This window comes from Stenotrophomonas sp. C9D9, assembly GCF_056491205.1.
This window is the reverse complement of the sequence record NZ_JBSZIF010000003.1, coordinates 218,097-235,390: the sequence shown is the minus strand read 5'-3', so window position 1 is coordinate 235,390 and position 17,294 is coordinate 218,097. Positions and strand designations below refer to the sequence as shown.

Here is a 17,294-nt window from a genome sequence, read left to right as displayed (position 1 = left end):
CCCCGGCCGCCGGGGGCGGGCTTGTCCGATACCAGGACGGGGCGCACACTGACTTGGCAAAAACTGCCAAAGGAGAGTTTCATGGCCACCATGAACATTTCGCTGACTGACCCGCTCAAGCAGTTCGTGGACGAGGAAGTGCGCGAAGGCGGCTACTCCAGTACGTCGGACTACGTGCGTGACCTGATCCGCCAGCGTCAGCGCAGCAAGGCTGAAGAGCTGCTCAAGCAGTTGATAGCCGAGGGGCTGGCGTCGGGGCCTGCCGTTCCGGTGACTGCGGCCACATTCGAGCGGATGCGTCGCGAACTGACCGAAAGGATGGAGCGTGAAGGCGATTGAATGGAGGCCCCGGGCCGAAGCCGACGCAGCCGACGCCGCGCTGTGGTTCGCACGGCAGGGTGGCCTGGTACTGGGTCGGCGCTTTCTCGCCGAGCTGGAGGCCACGCTTCAACGTATTGCGATATTCCCTGCGTCAGGTTCCGTCCGCCATGCCGACCTCGCCGCACAGTTGCCGGCACTCTTGCGCTTCATGCAGGTTCCGGGCTTCGAACGCTATCTCGTCTACTACCTCGATCTGCCGGACCGCGTGGACGTCATGCGAGTGTGGTGCGTTGATCGTGGCCTTGACGCACTGATGCAAGACATTTCCTGAAATCCAAACGCTTGGATCCGACGATGAATTTTCTTCCGCAACTCCGTATTCCCGCCACCTACATGCGCGGCGGCACCAGCAAGGGCGTGTTCTTCCGCCTGCAGGACCTGCCCGAAGCCGCGCAGGTGCCCGGCGCCGCGCGCGATGCGCTGCTGATGCGCGTGATCGGTTCGCCCGATCCGTATGGCAAGCAGACCGACGGCATGGGCGGCGCCACCTCCAGCACCAGCAAGTGCGTGATCATTTCCACCGCCTCGGTGCCTGACCACGACGTGGACTACCTGTACGGCCAGGTCTCGATCGACACCGCCTTCGTCGACTGGAGCGGCAACTGCGGCAACCTCAGCACCGCTGTCGGTCCGTTCGCGATCGCCAATGGGCTGATCGATCCGGCCCGCGTACCGCGCGATGGCCTGTGCACCGTGCGCATCTGGCAGGCCAACATCGGAAAGACCATCATCGCCCACGTGCCGATGCGCGATGGCGAAGTGCAGGAGATCGGCGATTTCGAGCTGGACGGCGTGACCTTCCCGGCCGCCGAGATCCAGCTGGAATTCATCGATCCGTCCGATGACGGCGATGCGGGCGCGATGTTCCCGACCGGCAACCTGGTCGACACCCTCGATGTTCCCGGCGTGGGCAGTTTCGAGGTGACGATGATCACCGCGGGCATCCCGACCATCTTCCTCAACGCCGCCGACCTCGGCTACACCGGCACCGAGCTGCAGCCGGCGATCAATGAGGACAAGGCCGCACTGCAGAAGTTCGAGACCATCCGCGCGCATGGCGCGATGCGCATGGGCCTGATCTCGAAACTTGAAGACGCAGCGACCCGCCAGCACACGCCGAAGGTGGCCTTCGTGGCGCCGGCACAGGACTACGTTTCGTCCAGCGGCAAGGCCATTCCGGCGTCGGCGATCGACCTGCATGCGCGTGCGCTGTCGATGGGCAAGCTGCACCACGCGATGATGGGAACTGCCGCCGTGGCGATCGGCACCGCAGCAGCGATTCCGGGCACCCTGGTCAACCGTGCCGCCGGCGGCGGCGAACGCGAAGCGGTGACCTTCGGCCACCCCTCCGGCACGCTGCGCGTGGGCGCGCAGGCCGGTCTCGTTGACGGCCAGTGGACGGTGACCAAGGCCATCATGAGCCGCAGTGCCCGCGTGCTGATGGAAGGCAAGGTGCGGGTACCGGCCGAATAGTGCTCTGGTAGATGCCAACCTTGGTTGGCAGGGTGCATGGGCAACCGTGCACCGCAACGAGGAGATCGACGATGTCCGACAACCACACCCCTTCCAACGAGCGTGCAGCGTGGGACGCGCTGCTGGTGGACATCGTCGACTACGTGCGCGACGCGCGCATCGACTCACCCCTGGCGTTCCAGACCGCGCACCACTGCCTGCTCGACACGCTGGGCTGCGGTTTGGAAGCGCTATCCTTCCCGGCCTGCAGCAAGCTGCTCGGTCCACTGGTGCCGGGCATCAGCGTGGTCAACGGTGCGCGCGTGCCGGGTACGCACTACGTGCTGGACCCGGTGCAGGCGGCCTTCAACCTCGGCGCGATGGTGCGCTGGCTGGATTTCAACGACACCTGGCTGGCCGCCGAATGGGGCCACCCGTCGGACAACCTGGGCGGCATCCTGTCTGTCTGCGATTGGCTGGGACGCAACGCGCAGGCCCTGCACCGCCCGGCGCCGACCCTGCATGACGTGCTGCTGGCGATGATCAAGGCACACGAGATCCAGGGCGTGCTGGCCCTGCAGAATTCCTTCAACCGGGTTGGGCTGGACCACGTGGTGCTGGTCAAGGTGGCCACCACCGCGGTGGTCGCGCAGTTGCTCGGGCTGGATCGCGAACGCATGCTCAATGCGCTGTCGTTGGCCTGGGTCGATGGCCAGGCGCTGCGCACCTACCGGCATGCGCCCAACACCGGCTCGCGCAAGAGCTGGGCGGCCGGCGACGCGACCAGCCGTGGCGTGCGCCTGGCGCTGATGGCGGCCAGCGGCGAGATGGGCTATCCCAGCGTGCTGAGCGCGCCGACCTGGGGCTTCGAGGCGGTGTCCATGCATGGCCAGAGGCTGACGCTGGGGCGACCGCTGGGCAGCTACGTGATGGAGAACGTGCTGTTCAAGATCAGCTACCCGGCCGAGTTCCACGGACAGACCGCAGTGGAGGCAGCGATCGTGCTGCACCAGCAGCTGCGTGCGACGGGGCGGCGGGTCGAGGACATCGCGCACATCGCGATCCGCACCCAGGAAGCCTGCATCCGCATCATCGACAAGCAGGGGCCGCTGCACAACCCGGCCGACCGCGATCACTGCGTGCAGTACATGGTCGCCATCGCGCTGCTGCATGGACGGCTGGTGGCCGAGGACTACGAGGATGACGTTGCCGCCGACCCGCGCATCGACGCGTTGCGGGCGAAGATGTCCTGCCATGAGGACGCACAGCTCAGTGCCGACTACCTGGACCCGGACAAGCGCAGCATTGCCAATGGCCTGAGCGTGCGCTTCGCTGATGGCACCGAGCTACCGGAGGTGTTGGTGGAATACCCGCTCGGCCACGCTCGACGCCGCGAGGAAGGCATTCCACTGCTGATGGACAAGTTCCGGCGGCACCTGGCCCACCGCTTCCCGACCGCCCAGCAGCAGCGCATCCTGGCCGCCTCGCTGGACCCGGTGGCGCTGGCGGCGATGCCGGTGACCGACTACGTGGACCTGTACCTGCCGGGGTAGGGAACGTTGGTGGGTACCCTGGTTGGCACGGCCGACGCCAACCAGGGTTGGCGGCTACCGGTCCTGCCGGCCAGCGGCCGGCACTACCCGTCCCGGGCAATTGCCGGATTCGCGTCAACACCTTGACGCGGCCTGCCTATAATGGCCGCCTCGATCAAGGAGTGACGACATGAGCGGTCCGGCACGGCGGAAGCGGTGGGGATGGGCGGCGGCGATACTGGCAGGAGGCCTGTTGCTGGGCCTGGCCGGCTGCCGCAACGACAGCGGGCAGCTGCCCAAGGCCAGTGGTGAAGCCATCACCACCAAGGCCGAGCAGGTGAAGGAGTTCACCCTGCTGCGCGCCTACCCGGACCAGAAGAATGACGGCCTGTCGCTGGCGCTGGAGTTCTCGCGCCCGCTGGTCGGCACCCAGGATTTCGACAAACTGGTGCGCTTCGAGGAGAAGGTCGGCACCTCCGACAGCAGCTGGACGCTGTCCGATGACGGCCTGACCCTGCGTTACCCGTTCGTAGAGGCCGGCAAGGAGTTCAGCCTGGTGGTCTCGCCGGACCTGCTGGCCGCCGATGGCAGCCGCCTGGGCAAGGAACTGAAGCAGAAGGTGTTCAGTGGCGAACTGAAGCCGGTGGTGGGTTTCGCGTCGCAGGGCAGCGTGCTGCCGGCCAAGGACAGCCGCGGCCTGCCCGTGGTCTCGGTGAACGTGCCGGAAGTCGACGTCGAATTCCTGCGCGTGCGCGAGAAGGACCTGCCGACCTTCTTCAGCCAGTACCAGCGCGGCGGCCGCCGTGGCAGCTGGGAACTGAGCAGCGACTACGAACGCAGCCCGATCAACAAGCTGGCCGAGCCGGTCTACGTCAACCGCTTCATCCTTGGCGGCAAGAAGAACGAGCGGGTGCTGACCTACCTGCCGACCCAGGACATCAAGGAACTGCAGGAGCCGGGCCTGTACTTCGCCCTGCTCAAGCGCACCGGTGACTACGAAGGCGAGTTCGATACCGCGTTCTTCTCGGTCAGCGACATCGGCCTGCATACCCGCGCCTACAAGGACAAGCTGTTCGTGCACACCGCCGGCCTCAAGGACGGTGCGCCGCTGAAGGGCATCGACCTGCGCGTGCTCGACGCCAAGGGCGAGGTGGTACTGAAGGGCAGCACCGACGGCAATGGCAACGCACTGCTGAACTACACCCTGGACGCCACCCACGTGCTGGTCGCCAGCAGTGGCAAGGACACCAGCTTCCTGCCGTTCAACCAGCCGGCGCTGGACCTGAGCGAATTCGCCGTGGCCGGCCGTGACAATGCCTGGTTCGACGTCTATGCCTGGTCCGGGCGCGACCTGTACCGGCCGGGCGAGACCGTGCGCCTGTCCGCGCTGCTGCGCGACAACGACGGCAAGCCGGTCAAGGCCCAGCCGGTGTTCCTGCGCCTGAAGCAGCCCGATGGCAAGACCTTCCGCGAGACCCGGCTGCAGCCGGGTGACCAGGGCTACATCAATTTCGAGCAGGTCATCCCCGCCGAGGCGCCGACCGGGCGTTGGCAGGTCGAGTTCCGCACCGACCCGGCCAGCAAGGAAGCGATCCAGGGCATGACCCTGCGCATCGAGGAGTTCCTGCCCGAGCGCATGAAGCTGGACCTGGACAGCGCGCAGAAGACGCTGAAGCCGGGTGAGGACCTGCGCCTGCAGGCCAATGGCGCCTATCTGTATGGCGCGCCGGCCGATGGCAACCGCTTCACCGCGCGCATGGCGGTGGCCGCCGAGCAGAAGCCGGTGGACGGTCTGCCGGGCTATTTCTTCGGTGACCCGACCCTGCAGCTGCCGCGCGAGGCCAAGGACGTGATCGATACCACGCTGCCGGGCAATGGCCAGCTGCGTGAGGACGTGGCGTTGCCGGAAGAGGCGGCCAAGGCTAAGGCACCGATCGCCGTGGTGCTGTCCGGCAGCCTGTATGAAACCGGTGGCCGCACGGTCACCCGTACCCTGAAGCGGGTGATGTGGCCGGCCAACGCGCTGGTCGGCGTGCGGCCGCTGTTCAACCCCGACGATGGCGCTGATTCCAACGGCAACGCACGCTTCGAACTGATGCGCGTGGATGCCGCCGGCACACCGCAGCCAGCCAAGGGCCTGAAGATCACCCTGGTGCGCGAACTGCGCGACTACCACTGGACCTTCAACGACAACCGCTGGGACTACGACTTCACCCGCCGTTTCGAGAACAAGGAAACCCGCACCGTCGATGCCGGCAGCAGCGCGGTCGCCTTCGACTTCCCGGTGGAGTGGGGTGAGTACCGGGTGGACGTGTTCGATCCGTCCACCGGCCTGACCAGCCGCTATCCGTTCCGCGCCGGCTGGAGCTGGGGCGACGACAACCGCGGCCTGGACGCGCGCCCGGACAAGGTCAAGCTGGGCCTGGACAAGACCGGCTACAAGGCCGGTGACACCCTGGAGGTGACGGTGACCCCGCCGCACGCCGGCAAGGGCATCCTGATGGTCGAGACCGACCGCATGCTGTACGTGCAGGACATCGAGGCCAAGCCGGGTTCGACCTTCAAGATTCCGGTCACCGCCGACTGGGAGCGCCACGACGTCTACATCACCGCGCTGGTGTTCCGTGGCGGCAGTGCACCGAGCAGGATCACCCCGGCCCGCGCCGTGGGCGTGGTGCATGTGCCGATGGACCGCAAGGGCCGCACCGTGGCCGTCGGCCTGGTCGCGCCCAAGCAGATGCGGCCGGAACAGGACCTGCCGGTGACGGTCAGTGCGCCGCAGCTGGCCGGCAAGACCGCGCACGTGACCGTCTCGGCGGTGGACGTGGGCATCCTCAACATCACCCGTTTCCCGGTGCCCGACGCCGGTGCGCACTTCTTCGCCCAGCGTCGCCTCGGCATCGATGCCTATGACATCTACAGCCGGGTGATCGAGAGCTTCGATGGTGGCAGCGGCAAGCTGAAGTTCGGTGGTGACATGGCGCTGCAGGCATTGCCGCAGGCCAAGCGCCCGACGGCACGCGTGCAGACCGTGGACCTGTTCTCCGGCCCGGTGCAGCTCGATGCCAAGGGCAATGCCCGCATCCGCCTGAAGGTACCGGACTTCAACGGCACCCTGCGCGTGTCGGCGCTGGTCTACAGCGATGACCAGTATGGCAAGCGTGATGTGGAAACCATCGTGCGCGCGCCGATCCTGGCCGAAGCCAGCATGCCACGCGTGCTGGCCCCGGGCGACCGCAGCACCGTGACCCTGGACGTGCAGAACTTCACCGGCAAGCCGGGCCAGTTCAACGTGAAGGTGGAAAGCGAAGGCCCGTTGAACCTGGGCGAGGGCAGCCGCAGCGTGCAGTTGAATGCCGATGCCAAGACCACGCTGAGCTTCCCATTGTCGGCACGCGAAGGCCACAGCGTGGCCAAGGTGCGCGTGCGCGTGGATGGCAACGGCTTCAAGGCTGATCGCCGCTACGACCTGCCGGTGCGTGCGGCGTGGCCGCAGGTATTGCGTTCGCAGGTGCGTACGCTGGATCCGCTGGCCGCGGTCAGCCTCGACAACAGCCTGACCGATGGCCTGATGTCCGAGTCGGTGAATGCCCGCCTGCTGGTCAGCCCGCTGCCGCCGATTCCGTTCGCCAGTGCGCTGCAGGGCGCGCTGAACTACCCGTACGGCTGTGCCGAGCAGACCACCAGCAAGGGCTACGCCGCGCTGATCCTGGACCAGGCGACGTCGTCGATGCTCGGTGCCGACGGCCTGGATGCCAAGACCCGTCGCGAGCGCATGGAAGGCGCGTTCGGTCGCCTGGCGTCGATGCAGGTGGCCAACGGCAACTTCTCGATGTGGGGTGACGACGGCTACGTGAACCCGTGGCTGACCCCGTACATCACCGAGTTCCTGCTCGATGCCAAGGACGCCGGTTTCGCGGTGCCGGACAACGTGCTGCAGAAGGCACTGAACCGGCTCAGCGAGGACCTGCTGTCCGGTGGCAACCAGTTCTACGGCCAGGACGACCGCGAGAAGCTGAAGTTCGCCAACCAGGCGTATTCGGGCTACGTGCTGGCCCGGGTCAACCGTGCGCCGCTGGGTACCCTGCGCACGCTGTACGACAACGAGCGCAGCAAGGCGGTCGGTGGCCTGTCGCTGGTCCATCTGGGCGTGGCGCTCTCGCTGCAGGGCGATGCCAAGCGTGGCCAGGCCGCGCTGGCCGCGGCCTTCGCCAAGTCCAGCAGCGAACGCCCGTCCTATTTCGGCGACTACGGCAGCGCCATCCGTGATGACGCGCTGATGATCGCGCTGACCCACGAAAACAAGCTGGCCAAGCCGGCCTGGGATGCGCGTGCGGTGGATCTCGGCCGTGGCCTGGATGCGCGCCGCAATGCCGGCTGGATGTGGCTGAGCACGCAGGAACAGGTGGCGATTGCCCGCCTCGGCAAGGCGCTCGCCGCCAACCAGAAGGCGCTGGTGGCCGGTGAGCTGGTGATTGGAGGCAACACCGAAGCCATCGGCGAGCGCAAGCTGTTCGGCCGCACCTTCAGCGCCAGCGAACTGGCCAGCGGCGTACGCTTCACCCCGCAGGGCCAGCCGCCGATGTTCGCCAGCATCGACGTGGCCGGTATTCCGCGCAGCGCACCGGCACCGGACAACAGCGTGCTGGGCGTTGAGCGCAGCTACTACGGCACCGATGGCAAGCCGTGGTCGCCGCGCCCGCTGAAGGAAGGCGAAGCGCTGATCGTGCGCGTCACCGTCACCGCCGACACTACGATGCCGGACGCACTGCTGACCGACCTGCTGCCGGCCGGCCTGGAGATCGAGAACTTCAACCTGGGCGACGCCAAGCAGTGGGCCGACGTGGTGGTCGATGGCATCACCATCAGCGACCGCGGCGAAGCTGCCGATACCAAGCATGAGGAGTTCCGCGACGATCGCTATGTGGCCGCGCTGAAGCTCTCGCGTGGCAGCAAGGCCAACGTGTTCTACCTGGTGCGTGCGGTGACGCCGGGAACCTACTCGGTGCCGCCGCCGCTGGTGGAGGACATGTACCGGCCGCAGCTGCGTGGCGTCGGCCGCAGCAACCCGACCACGATCACGGTGGTGCAGCCGTGACCGCGCGGACGGGCCGCGACGGCGCGGCCCGTCCCGCTGGCAAGCTCCAATCCGGCACGCTGCAATGAAGAACACGATGACGACCCGGCTGGCGGCCCTGCGCCGCTGGCTGCGGCCGCTGTGGCCGTGGCTGCGCTGGGGCACGGCCGCCACGCTGGCGCTGCTGCTGGTGCTGGATGTCGTCTTCCCGCCGCCGCTGCCGAAGCAGCGCGATACCAGCACCCTGGTGGTGGCTGCCGACGGCACGCCATTGCGCGCGTTTGCCGATGCCGAGGGCGTGTGGCGCTATCCGGCATCGATCGACAGCGTCTCGCCGCTGTATCTGCAGGCGCTGCTGACCTACGAGGACCGCTGGTTCTGGCGCCATCCGGGCATCAACCCGCTGGCGATCCTGCGTGCCAGCGGCCAGCTGCTGCGCGGTGGCCGCATTGTTTCCGGTGGCTCGACCCTGACCATGCAGGTCGCCCGCATCCTCGACCCGCACACGCGCACGCCGTGGGGCAAGCTCAAGCAGATGCTGCGCGCGGTGCAGCTGGAAGTGCACCTGAGCAAGCGGCAGATCCTGGCCCTGTACCTGGAGCGCGCGCCTTACGGGGGAACCATCGAGGGCGTGGAAGCGGCCAGCTGGGCCTATCTGGGCAAGCCGGCGGCGCAGCTGTCGCATGCCGAAGCCGCGTTGCTGGCGGTGCTGCCACAGGCGCCGAGCCGGCTGCGCCCGGACCGCCATCCGGAAGCCGCGCAGAAGGCACGCGACAAGGTGCTGTCACGCATGGCCGAACTGGGCGCGTGGACAGCGGAGGAAGTGGAGGACGCGCGCATCGAGAACGTGGTGGCGCGCTCGCTGCGGCCGCCACTGCATGCCGCACTGCTGGCGCAGCGACTTCACTCGGCGTACCCCGGCCAGGCACGCATCCAGAGCAGCATCGACATCGGCCTGCAGCGCACGCTGGAAGAACGCGTGGCCAGCTATTTCTCGACGCTGCCCGAGCGCACCTCGGCCGCCTTGCTGGTGGTCGACAACCAGACCCTGCAGGCGCGTGCCTATGTCGGCACCTTGGCGTTCGGTGACCGCCAGCGGCTGGGCCACGTGGACATGGTGCAGGCCTGGCGTTCGCCGGGCTCCACGCTCAAGCCGTTCCTGTATGCAATGGCGCTGGACGATGGCCTGATCCATTCGGAAAGCCTGCTGGTCGATGCGCCGCAGAGTTTCGGCAGCTACCGCCCCGGCAACTTCGACATGGCCTTCAATGGGCCGATTGGTGCTTCCAGCGCATTGCGGCTGTCGCTCAATGTGCCCTCGGTGGACCTGCTGCAGCGGGTCGGGGCCGCGCGCTTCGCCGCGCGCCTGTCGCACGCCGGCATCCAGCTGCGCTTCCCACCGGGCAGCACGCCCAACCTGTCGCTGATCCTGGGTGGCACCGGTGCGCGGCTGGAAGATCTGGTCGGTGCGTTCGCCGCGCTCAACCGCAACGGCATCGCCGGCCGCGTGCGCTACACCGATGACGAGCCGATGATCGAGCGGCGCCTGGCCTCGCCGGGCGCCAGCTGGATCGTGCGCGAGATGCTGGAATCGAACCCGCGTCCGGGCTACAGCGTCGGCACCTTCGATGTCGGTGGCCGCCCGCGCGTGGCGTGGAAGACCGGCACCAGCTATGGCTATCGCGATGCGTGGGCGATCGGCAGTACCCGCCACTACACCGTGGGCGTGTGGGTGGGTCGGCCGGACGGCACGCCGTTGCCGGGCCAGTATGGCGCGGTCACCGCACTGCCGCTGATGTTCGAGGTGGTGGACAGCCTGCCGCGCCAGCGCGGCGATTCGGCGGCCGCACCGATGCCGGCCAGTGTCAGCCAGGAAGACATCTGCTGGCCCACCGGCGAACGCGCCGAGGGCCTGCCGGCGGCGCTGTGCCAACGTCGGATGTCGGCCTATCTGCTGGACGGTGCGGCGCCGCCGACCTTCCCCGAGCGCGAGGCGCGGCGCTGGCAGCCGGGGCGGCAGCGTTACCTGGCCGACGCGCGGACCGGACTGCGTGTATCCGCGGATTGCCGTTTGCCGCATGAGGAAGTCGCGCGGGAGATCGCGCGCTGGCCGGCGTTGTTGTCCCCATGGCTGCCCAAGGCCACGCGCGAGGCCTCGCAGCTGCCGGCGCTGTCGCCGGACTGCCGCGACGACGGGCGGGAGGCCAGCGTCGCGCTGCACGTGGACGGACTCAATGATGGCGCCACGCTGGCGCGCGCGCCGAATTCGGAACATGGCGTACGCCTGCAGCTGCGCGCGCTGGGCAGCGAGCAGGCAGTGGACTGGTTGCTGGATGGACGCTGGATCGCGCAGACCCACGGCGCGCAGCTGATGCAGCGCGAATTCGCCGAACCGGGCGCACACACCCTGACCGCGCTGGCGGCCGACGGCGCGTGGACGCAGGTGCGGTTCAACGTCCTCCGCTAGATGCCAACCTTGGTCGGCGCGCGGCCCAACGCCAACGACACCGCCGTGCTCTGGTAGGTGCCAACCTTGGTTGGCACGCGGCAAAGGCGCCCACCAAGGTGGGCATCTACCAGCTCATTCCCCGATCCACCCATCCAGCAGGTCGGCAAACTCGTCGGCGTGTTCCTCTTCCTGCGCCAGGATCTCTTCGAGGATGCGCTTGGTGGTGGTGTCGCGGTCGCCGATGAAGTTGATCATCTCGCGGTAGCTGTCGATGGCAATCCGTTCGGCCACCAGGTTCTCGCGGACCATGTCGCGCAGGTCGCTGCCTTCCTTGTATTCGGCATGCGAGCGTGCGGTCAGCGTATCCGGGTTGAGGTCGGGCTCGCCGCCAAGCTGGACGATGCGCTCGGCCAGCTTGCCGGCGTGCGCCTGTTCCTGCTGTGCATGCTCGAGGAACTCGGCCTTGACCGCGTCGGCCAGCATGCCCTTGGCCATGAAGTAATGCCGGTAGTAGCGCAGCACGCATACGTACTCGGTGGCCAGTGCATCGTTGAGCAGCTTGATCACCACCTTGCGGTCGGCGCTGTAGCTGTCGGTGATCGCACCGTCTTCGATGTTGCGCCGGGCGCGTTCGCGCAGGGTCTTGCGGTCGCTGATGCCGGGAACCCTGGCGGCGGGCTTTGCGGCTTTGGCTGGCTTGCTGGACATGGCTGGCCGTTTCCTCTTGCGGTGGGGAATCAGGTAGGCAGGTGCTCCAGCACGTACTCGGCGGAAGACACCTCGAACTGGCCCGGCTGCTCGATCCAGGCCGCACGCACCACGCCATCCACCACGTACAGGGCGAACCGGCGTGAGCGGATGCCCATGCCCGAGGCGCTGGCGTCGAGCTCCAGGCCGAGCGCGCGGGTCAGTTCGGCATTGCCGTCGGACAGCATCAGCAGGCCGTCGGGCACGCTCTGGTCGGCAGCCCAGGCCTTCATCACGAACGGGTCGTTGACGGCCATGCAGTAGACGTCGATACCGCGCTGGCGGAACGCCTGGAACTTCTCGACGTAGCCGGGCAGGTGGCGCGCCGAGCAGGTCGGGGTGAACGCGCCGGGCACGGCGAACAGCACCACTTTGCGCGCGTCGAACAGCGAATGCGTATCGAGCGTTTCGATGCCCTCGCGGATGCGCTTGAGGGTCACTTCCGGAATGCGGTCGCCGACATGGATGGTCATGGGGAACTCCTTGCTGGGGCAGGCTAGTGGGCCGGATGGGACAGGGGCGTCAAGACATTGGAAAACCCGTGTGCAGGCCCCATCTTCAGGCTTTGCGGCGGGGGCTTCCAGCCACAGCCTGGGGCATCGGGATGGCAGCCGCATTGCGCAGGATCAGTCGGCCTCACCGGGGCCGCACGAGGGGCGGCGTAGCATCGCCGGCGCGTAGAATGAACCCGGGGCGGCGCCACCGGCGCGGCCGAAGCAGATCGAGGTAGCTGGATGGAATTCAAGGATTACTACGCCACCCTGGGGGTGGAACCGAGCGCGGGCGAGGCGGAGATCAAGACCGCCTACCGCCGGCTGGCACGCAAGTACCACCCGGACGTCAGCAAGGAGGCCGGGGCGGAAGACAAGTTCAAGGCGGTCAACGAGGCCTACGAGGCGCTGCGCGATCCGGAAAAGCGCGCGGCCTACGACCAGCTGCGCGCGCAGGGCTATCGCCCGGGCGAGGAGTTCAACGTGCCGCCGAACTACGGCGGTGCCGGTGGCTTCAACTTCGAGGAAGTGTTCGGCGGAGGTGGCCCCAACGGCGGCTTCAGCGACTTCTTCGAAAGCCTGTTCGCGCGCCAGCGCGGTGGCGGAGCCGGTCCGGGGCCGGGCTTCAGCAGCCAGGGCCACGCGCCCAACCGCGACACCCGCGCCAAGCTGTCGGTACCGCTGGAAGCGGCCTACAGCGGCGACAGCCTGCGCATCACCGTCAACGGCAAGCAGCTGGACGTGCGCGTGCCCAAGGGCATCCGTCCGGGCCAGGTGATCCGCCTGGCCGGGCAGGGCAACCATGGCGGCAACCTGCTGCTGGAAGTCGAGTACGCCGCCCACCCGCAGTTCGAGGTCGATGGCCGCAACATCCTCTATACGTTGCCGGTCACGCCGTGGCAGGCCGCGCTGGGCACCAGCCTGAGCGTCCCGACGCTGGGCGGCACGGTGGAGCTGAAGATTCCCGCCGATTCCGATGCAGGTCGCAAGCTGCGCCTGCGTGGCCGTGGCCTGCCGGGCAGCCCGGACGGCGACCAGATCGTCGAAATCGAGATCGTGGCTCCGGCTGCGACCGACGAGGCGCAGAAGAAGGCGTACCGGAACCTGGCCAAGGCGTTCGGCGAGTCAATCTGAGGCCGATTCTGGTGGGTGCGGACCTTGGTCCGCACGCCTTCCTGTAGTGCCGGCCGCTGGCCGGCAATTTCATGACCCGGGACGGTGATACGTGGTTGCCGGCCAGCGGCCGGCACTACCAGGCGCCGTCTCAGCCCTGCCCGGCGAACACGCGCTCCAGCACCTCGGACAGCTCGTCTTCCGAGAACGGCTTGGTGATGTAGGCCTTGGCGCCCTGGCGCATGCCCCACATGCGGTCGGTGTCCTGGTCCTTGGTGGTCACCAGGATCACCGGGATATGCCGGGTCGCCTCGTCGCGGGCGAGGGTACGGGTGGCCTGGAAGCCGTTGAGGTTGGGCATCACCACGTCCATCAGGACCAGGTCGGGCAGCTCGGCCTTGGCGGTTTCGACCCCGGCGGCGCCATCGGTGGCGGTCAGGATCTGGTGCCCGAGCTTCTCGACGATGCGCTGTATCCCCAACAGCTGCGACGGTGAGTCGTCGACGATCAGAATGCGTGCCATGTTGTTCCCCATGTAATGCCCGCAGTGTAGTGCGGGCTCATTACCGGCGGGAGGGGGGCATCTGCCGTCCGTCGCCTGCCTGCGACGTTCAGTCGATCCGCACTACCGTGCGGCCCAGCGAGCCACCGCCCAGCATCCGCTCGAACACTGCCGGCAGGCCATCAAGGCCGACCTCGGCGGTGCAGATGCGGTCCAGGTGCTGCGGCTTCCACTCAGTGCCCAGGCGCGACCACACCTCTTCGCGCAGCGGGCGCGGTGCATTGGCCGAAGACACGCCGAGCAGCGACACACCGCGCAGGATGAAGGGCATCACCGTCATGTCCAGCGTCGGGCTGGCCGCCAGGCCGGCGCTGACCACGCTGCCGTAGGGCACGGTCTGCGCCAGCAGGCTGGCGAGCATGGCGCCGCCGGCATTGTCGAGGCCCCCGCCGAAGCGCGCCGACTGCAGCGGGCCGGTGTCGCTCAGTGCCTTGCGCGGCAGCACCTCGGTGGCGCCGATGGCGCGCAGGAAGTCGGTCTGCTCCGGCTTGCCACTGACCGCGTGCACGGTGTAGCCGGCACGGCTGAAGATCGACAGCGCCAGCGCACCGACGCCACCACTGGCGCCGGTGACCGCCAGCGGGCCGAGATCCGGGGTCTGCCGGTTGTCCTGCATGCGCAGCAGGGCCAGCGCCGCCGTGAAGCCGGCGGTGCCCAGCACCATCGCCTCGCGCGGGCTCAGCCCGGTCGGCTGGGCAATCACCGCACGCGACTCCAGCCGCACATACTGGCTGTAACCGCCGTCACGGGTCTCGCTGAGGCCGCAGCCGGTGGCCAGCACGGCATCGCCTTCACGCCAGTCCGGGTCGGTGCTGGCGACCACGATGCCGGCCACGTCGATGCCGCCCACCAGCGGGAAGCGGCGCAGGATCTTCCCCTTGCCGGTGCCGGCCAGGGCGTCCTTGTAGTTGACCGAGGACCAGTGGGCGCGGATCAGCACCTGTCCCGGGTTGAGGTCGTCCACCCTGAGCTGGGCCAGGCCGCTGCGGTAGCCGGCTTCGTCGTTTTCGATGCGGAAGGCGGTGAACGGGGTGGTGGGGGCCATCGGCGTTGCCTGACTTCGAGGAAAACGCCACCTTACCCCGTCGCCCCCCTTTTCGATCCTGCCGATCCGCCCCATCTTGTATGATCGGTAATGGTTTCACGGCTGGCGCCGCGGGAAGGGCCCGCGCCGCAGCCCACATCTTGATGGAGCGTGCATGGCCTGGAATACACCCGGCGGCAACAAGGGCGGACAAGGCCCCGAGGACAATCGACGCGGGCCGTTCGGGTCGCGCGGCGGTGGCAATGGTGGTGGCTGGGGCGGACTGCCCGGGCCGCTGAAGGACCTGTTCGACGGCGGCATCATGCGTTGGGTGGTGGCAGCCGTGGTGCTGCTGGTGCTGTTCTCCAGCTTCCAGCTGATCGGCGAACAGCAGCGTGGCGTGGTGCTGCGCTTCGGCCAGTTCTCGCGCATCCTGCAGCCCGGCCCGAACTTCAAGCTGCCGTGGCCGATTGAATCGGTCACCAAGGTCAACGCCACCGAGATCAAGACCTTCTCGATCCAGGTGCCGGTGCTGACCCGCGACGAGAACATCGTCAACGTCTCGCTGAACGTCCAGTACCGCATCGACGACCCGCAGCAGTACCTGTTCGGCACGGTCGATGCCAACCAGGTGCTGGAGCAGTCGGCGCAGAGCGCGGTGCGCGAGGAAGTCGGCCGTGCCGACCTCAACGCCGTGCTGAACAACCGTGGCCCGCTGGCCGTGGCTGCCGAGGAGCGCCTGCAGGCGCTGCTGAAGGCGTTCAAGACCGGCCTGACCGTGACCGGCCTGACCCTGCAGGACGCCCGTCCGCCGGAAGAAGTGAAGCCGGCCTTCGACGAGGTCAACGGTGCGCAGCAGGTCAAGGAACGCCTGATCAACGAAGCCCAGGCCTACGCCGCCAAGGTCGTGCCGGAAGCCCGAGGCCAGGCCTCGCGCGCCCGTACCACCGCCGAAGGCTACAAGCAGGCCGTGGTCTCCAAGGCCGAGGGTGACGCGCAGCGCTTCAGCCTGTTGCAGGCCCAGTACAAGGACGCCCCGGAAGTGACCCGCAAGCGCCTGTGGCTGGAGACCGTGCAGCAGGTGCTGAGCGAGAACCGCAAGGTGATCGGTGGCGATGGCCGCCAGCTGATCTACGTGCCGATGACCGGCGACACCCGTCCCACCACCTCGGCCCCGGCCGCAGTGGCGAACCCGGACGTGGTGATGCCGTCGCTGCCGGGTGCAGCGGTGGAAGCTTCCCGTGATCCGGGCCGGCCGGTGGGCCGCCCGACCGGGCGACCGAGCGGCCGTGAGGAGGGCAGCCGATGAAGAGTCCTATCTGGATCGCCGTGATCGTGGCGGTGGTGCTGGGCCTGCTCGGCTCGGTGTACGTGGTCCGTGAGGACCAGACCGCCATGGTGCTGAACCTGGGCAAGGTGGTGCGTTCGGACATCAAGCCGGGCCTGCACTTCAAGGTGCCGGTGGTGGAAACGGTGAAGGTCTTCGACCGCCGCTTCCAGGTGCTCGACACCGCCCCGGCGCGTTACTTCACCGCCGAGCAGAAGGACGTCAGCGTCGACTTCTTCGCCATCGGCTACATCTCCAACGTGGGTGACTACTTCCGTGCCACCGGCGGCGATCCGCGCATCGCCAATGCCCGCCTGGCACCGATCATCACCGACTCGCTGCGCAACCAGATCAACTCGCGCACCCTGCAGCAGCTGGTGTCCGGCGACCGCAGCGAGTTGATCGCCGAGCAGCTGAAGGGGATCAACGAAGCCGTGGCCGGGCTGGGCATGCAGATGATCGACCTGCGCATCAAGCAGGTGGACCTGCCGACCGACAGCCAGGTGATCAACGACGTGTACGAGCGCATGCGCGCCCAGCGCAAGCAGGAAGCAGCGAAGCTGCGCGCGGAGGGCGAGGAGCAGTCGCTGACCATCCGCGCCCAGGCCGACCGTGACAGCACCGTGCTGATCGCCGAAGCCGAGCGTGATGCACAGCGCCTGCGCGGTGAAGGCGATGCCGATGCGGCGCGCATCTACGGCAAGGCCGGCTCGGCCGACCCGTCGTTCTATGCGTTCTACCGCAGCCTGGAGGCCTACCGTGGCTCCATGACCGACGGCAACGGCGTGATCGTGCTCGACAAGAACGACCCGTTCCTGCAGTACCTGAAGAACGACCGCTGAGGTCGCAGGGCAGTACCCCACGGGGCCCGGCCAGATGCCGGGCCCCGTGCTTTTTCCGGAGTCCCCCATGAAAGATCTGTTCGCCGCCGTCTGCCTGGTGGCGGTGCTGGAAGGCCTGTTCCTGTTCGCCGCCCCGTTCGCCTGGAAGCGCATGGCCGAACGCCTGCTGGACCTGCCCAGCCCGGCCCTGCGCAGCTTCGGCGGACTGGTGCTGTTGGCCGGCCTGAGCCTGCTGTGGTGGGTGCGGCATTGAAAGGGTAGTGCCGGCCGCTGGCCGGCAACCTGGGATTGCCGGCC

At 67.8% G+C, this 17,294-nt stretch carries 14 protein-coding genes; 10 read left to right on the top strand and 4 right to left on the bottom strand.

Translation table 11 applies throughout. The features are described 5' to 3' along the window. Window positions 1-81 precede the first annotated feature (81 nt). The 6 genes from ACXI0D_RS03045 to pbpC all read left to right on the top strand — a co-directional run bounded on the left by ACXI0D_RS03045 (window position 82) and on the right by pbpC (window position 10,909). Window positions 82-339 (top strand): type II toxin-antitoxin system ParD family antitoxin, encoded by a 258-nt coding sequence (locus ACXI0D_RS03045; RefSeq protein WP_006384133.1) that lies wholly within the window; start codon window positions 82-84, stop codon window positions 337-339. Next, on the top strand, window positions 326-652 hold the full coding sequence (locus tag ACXI0D_RS03040) for a type II toxin-antitoxin system RelE/ParE family toxin (RefSeq protein ID WP_119006628.1): 327 nt from the start codon (window positions 326-328) through the stop codon (window positions 650-652). The genes ACXI0D_RS03045 and ACXI0D_RS03040 overlap by 14 nt, the downstream gene beginning before the upstream one ends. 23 nt (window positions 653-675) lie before the next feature. Then, the gene (prpF, locus tag ACXI0D_RS03035; protein ID WP_119006627.1) at window positions 676-1,854 is read left to right on the top strand and encodes a 2-methylaconitate cis-trans isomerase PrpF; all 1,179 of its coding nucleotides are present in this window, start codon (window positions 676-678) and stop codon (window positions 1,852-1,854) included. Window positions 1,855-1,925: 71 nt separating this feature from the next. Further along, entirely contained in the window at window positions 1,926-3,386 is a 1,461-nt protein-coding gene (locus ACXI0D_RS03030; RefSeq protein ID WP_119006626.1) for a bifunctional 2-methylcitrate dehydratase/aconitate hydratase, read from the top strand. A gap of 169 nt (window positions 3,387-3,555) precedes the next feature. Then, the gene (locus tag ACXI0D_RS03025; protein WP_479642285.1) at window positions 3,556-8,463 is read left to right on the top strand and encodes an alpha-2-macroglobulin family protein; all 4,908 of its coding nucleotides are present in this window, start codon (window positions 3,556-3,558) and stop codon (window positions 8,461-8,463) included. A gap of 64 nt (window positions 8,464-8,527) precedes the next feature. After that, window positions 8,528-10,909 (top strand): penicillin-binding protein 1C, encoded by a 2,382-nt coding sequence (gene pbpC, locus ACXI0D_RS03020; protein WP_479642284.1) that lies wholly within the window; start codon window positions 8,528-8,530, stop codon window positions 10,907-10,909. A gap of 114 nt (window positions 10,910-11,023) precedes the next feature. Here the strand turns inward: pbpC and ACXI0D_RS03015 are convergent, their stop codons facing one another. Together ACXI0D_RS03015 and ACXI0D_RS03010 are read right to left on the bottom strand one after the other, a co-directional pair. Next, window positions 11,024-11,599: a ferritin-like domain-containing protein gene (locus ACXI0D_RS03015; protein WP_049443020.1), complete on the bottom strand. Its 576-nt coding sequence runs from the start codon at window positions 11,597-11,599 to the stop codon at window positions 11,024-11,026. 29 nt (window positions 11,600-11,628) lie between these two features. Continuing rightward, window positions 11,629-12,111, bottom strand: a complete 483-nt coding sequence (locus ACXI0D_RS03010) for a peroxiredoxin (RefSeq protein WP_032127816.1) — start codon at window positions 12,109-12,111, stop codon at window positions 11,629-11,631. 261 nt (window positions 12,112-12,372) lie between these two features. On the opposite strand from ACXI0D_RS03010, the gene ACXI0D_RS03005 reads away from it, so the two are divergent. Then, window positions 12,373-13,263: a DnaJ C-terminal domain-containing protein gene (locus ACXI0D_RS03005; protein WP_135967611.1), complete on the top strand. Its 891-nt coding sequence runs from the start codon at window positions 12,373-12,375 to the stop codon at window positions 13,261-13,263. Window positions 13,264-13,393: 130 nt separating this feature from the next. Here ACXI0D_RS03005 and pilH read toward each other — a convergent pair whose 3' ends face one another. Both pilH and ACXI0D_RS02995 read right to left on the bottom strand, forming a co-directional pair. Then, on the bottom strand, window positions 13,394-13,765 hold the full coding sequence (gene pilH / locus ACXI0D_RS03000; RefSeq protein WP_005410644.1) for a twitching motility response regulator PilH: 372 nt from the start codon (window positions 13,763-13,765) through the stop codon (window positions 13,394-13,396). A gap of 88 nt (window positions 13,766-13,853) precedes the next feature. Beyond that, window positions 13,854-14,849 (bottom strand): YhdH/YhfP family quinone oxidoreductase, encoded by a 996-nt coding sequence (locus ACXI0D_RS02995; RefSeq protein ID WP_479642283.1) that lies wholly within the window; start codon window positions 14,847-14,849, stop codon window positions 13,854-13,856. Between the two features lie 154 nt (window positions 14,850-15,003). Between ACXI0D_RS02995 and hflK the strand changes: the two genes are divergently transcribed. The 3 genes from hflK (at window position 15,004) to ACXI0D_RS02980 (ending at window position 17,250) form a co-directional block, all read left to right on the top strand. Further along, window positions 15,004-16,137, top strand: coding sequence for an FtsH protease activity modulator HflK (gene hflK, locus ACXI0D_RS02990; RefSeq protein WP_032127819.1), 1,134 nt, complete (start codon window positions 15,004-15,006; stop codon window positions 16,135-16,137). Next, a complete protein-coding gene (gene hflC, locus ACXI0D_RS02985; RefSeq protein ID WP_010482785.1) occupies window positions 16,134-16,997 on the top strand; it encodes a protease modulator HflC in 864 nt (287 codons plus the stop codon). The genes hflK and hflC overlap by 4 nt, the downstream gene beginning before the upstream one ends. Before the next feature lie 67 nt (window positions 16,998-17,064). Next, a complete protein-coding gene (locus ACXI0D_RS02980; RefSeq protein ID WP_049443025.1) occupies window positions 17,065-17,250 on the top strand; it encodes a DUF2065 domain-containing protein in 186 nt (61 codons plus the stop codon). Window positions 17,251-17,294 lie beyond the last annotated feature (44 nt).

Excerpts from the sequence above, each read along its gene's own strand:
- ACXI0D_RS03045 (WP_006384133.1), top strand. The coding sequence starts at position 82 with ATGGCCACCATGAACATTTCGCTGACTGACCCGCTCAAGCAGTTCGTG.
- prpF (WP_119006627.1), top strand. The coding sequence starts at position 676 with ATGAATTTTCTTCCGCAACTCCGTATTCCCGCCACCTACATGCGCGGC.
- ACXI0D_RS03030 (WP_119006626.1), top strand. The coding sequence starts at position 1,926 with ATGTCCGACAACCACACCCCTTCCAACGAGCGTGCAGCGTGGGACGCG.
- ACXI0D_RS03025 (WP_479642285.1), top strand. The coding sequence starts at position 3,556 with ATGAGCGGTCCGGCACGGCGGAAGCGGTGGGGATGGGCGGCGGCGATA.
- pbpC (WP_479642284.1), top strand. The coding sequence starts at position 8,528 with ATGAAGAACACGATGACGACCCGGCTGGCGGCCCTGCGCCGCTGGCTG.
- ACXI0D_RS03015 (WP_049443020.1), bottom strand. The coding sequence starts at position 11,599 with ATGTCCAGCAAGCCAGCCAAAGCCGCAAAGCCCGCCGCCAGGGTTCCC.
- ACXI0D_RS03010 (WP_032127816.1), bottom strand. The coding sequence starts at position 12,111 with ATGACCATCCATGTCGGCGACCGCATTCCGGAAGTGACCCTCAAGCGC.
- ACXI0D_RS03005 (WP_135967611.1), top strand. The coding sequence starts at position 12,373 with ATGGAATTCAAGGATTACTACGCCACCCTGGGGGTGGAACCGAGCGCG.
- pilH (WP_005410644.1), bottom strand. The coding sequence starts at position 13,765 with ATGGCACGCATTCTGATCGTCGACGACTCACCGTCGCAGCTGTTGGGG.
- ACXI0D_RS02995 (WP_479642283.1), bottom strand. The coding sequence starts at position 14,849 with ATGGCCCCCACCACCCCGTTCACCGCCTTCCGCATCGAAAACGACGAA.
- hflK (WP_032127819.1), top strand. The coding sequence starts at position 15,004 with ATGGCCTGGAATACACCCGGCGGCAACAAGGGCGGACAAGGCCCCGAG.
- hflC (WP_010482785.1), top strand. The coding sequence starts at position 16,134 with ATGAAGAGTCCTATCTGGATCGCCGTGATCGTGGCGGTGGTGCTGGGC.
- ACXI0D_RS02980 (WP_049443025.1), top strand. The coding sequence starts at position 17,065 with ATGAAAGATCTGTTCGCCGCCGTCTGCCTGGTGGCGGTGCTGGAAGGC.